The 442-nt window shown below is 57.2% G+C and carries 2 protein-coding genes; both read right to left on the bottom strand.

The genetic code is table 11. The features are described 5' to 3' along the window. The coding region (locus tag RZO55_RS10405; RefSeq protein WP_318064215.1) for a hypothetical protein at nt 1–235 on the bottom strand (235 nt) is incomplete at its 3' end. A 19-nt stretch (nt 236–254) separates the two neighbouring features. Next, the coding region (locus RZO55_RS10410) for a hypothetical protein (protein WP_318064216.1) at nt 255–442 on the bottom strand (188 nt) is incomplete at its 5' end.

The raw sequence follows: 442 nt of genomic DNA on the forward strand, positions 1-442 counted from the left end.
GTACATTTTTGCGGCCGCCACGCAACGCCGCCGACACATCTTCCCGTTGCTCCGGAATAATTCGCAGATCCAGGGCGGCCCCCCGGATCTCGATCCGCTCAACGCCGTCCAGGGAAACCGCATCCGTCGCCGCGTTTCCAAAGGTGAGCCACCTTCCGACGACGCTGTTGGTTAAGGCGCCATAAAGCACCAAACCCCCTAATAGGATAAAAAACAAACCGAACAGCTTTCTCATAAAATCTCCTCTTTAACGATCATGATCCCATTATATCGCAAATGGTCCCGGGCAAATCACAAAGGGCGGCGGGACGCCCCTCCCGCTGTGGATCAGTGTCGGGAGCGGGCGATGTTCCGCCCCGTCTCCTGTCTTTATCTTTTGTCGTCCGGCGGAAAAACGTCCCCCAGCGCCTGCAGCTCGGAGGTGTCTCATCCATCCCGGAAA

This window comes from Clostridium boliviensis (assembly GCF_033342255.1).
GTDB lineage: Bacteria > Bacillota > Clostridia > Lachnospirales > Lachnospiraceae > Lacrimispora > Lacrimispora boliviensis.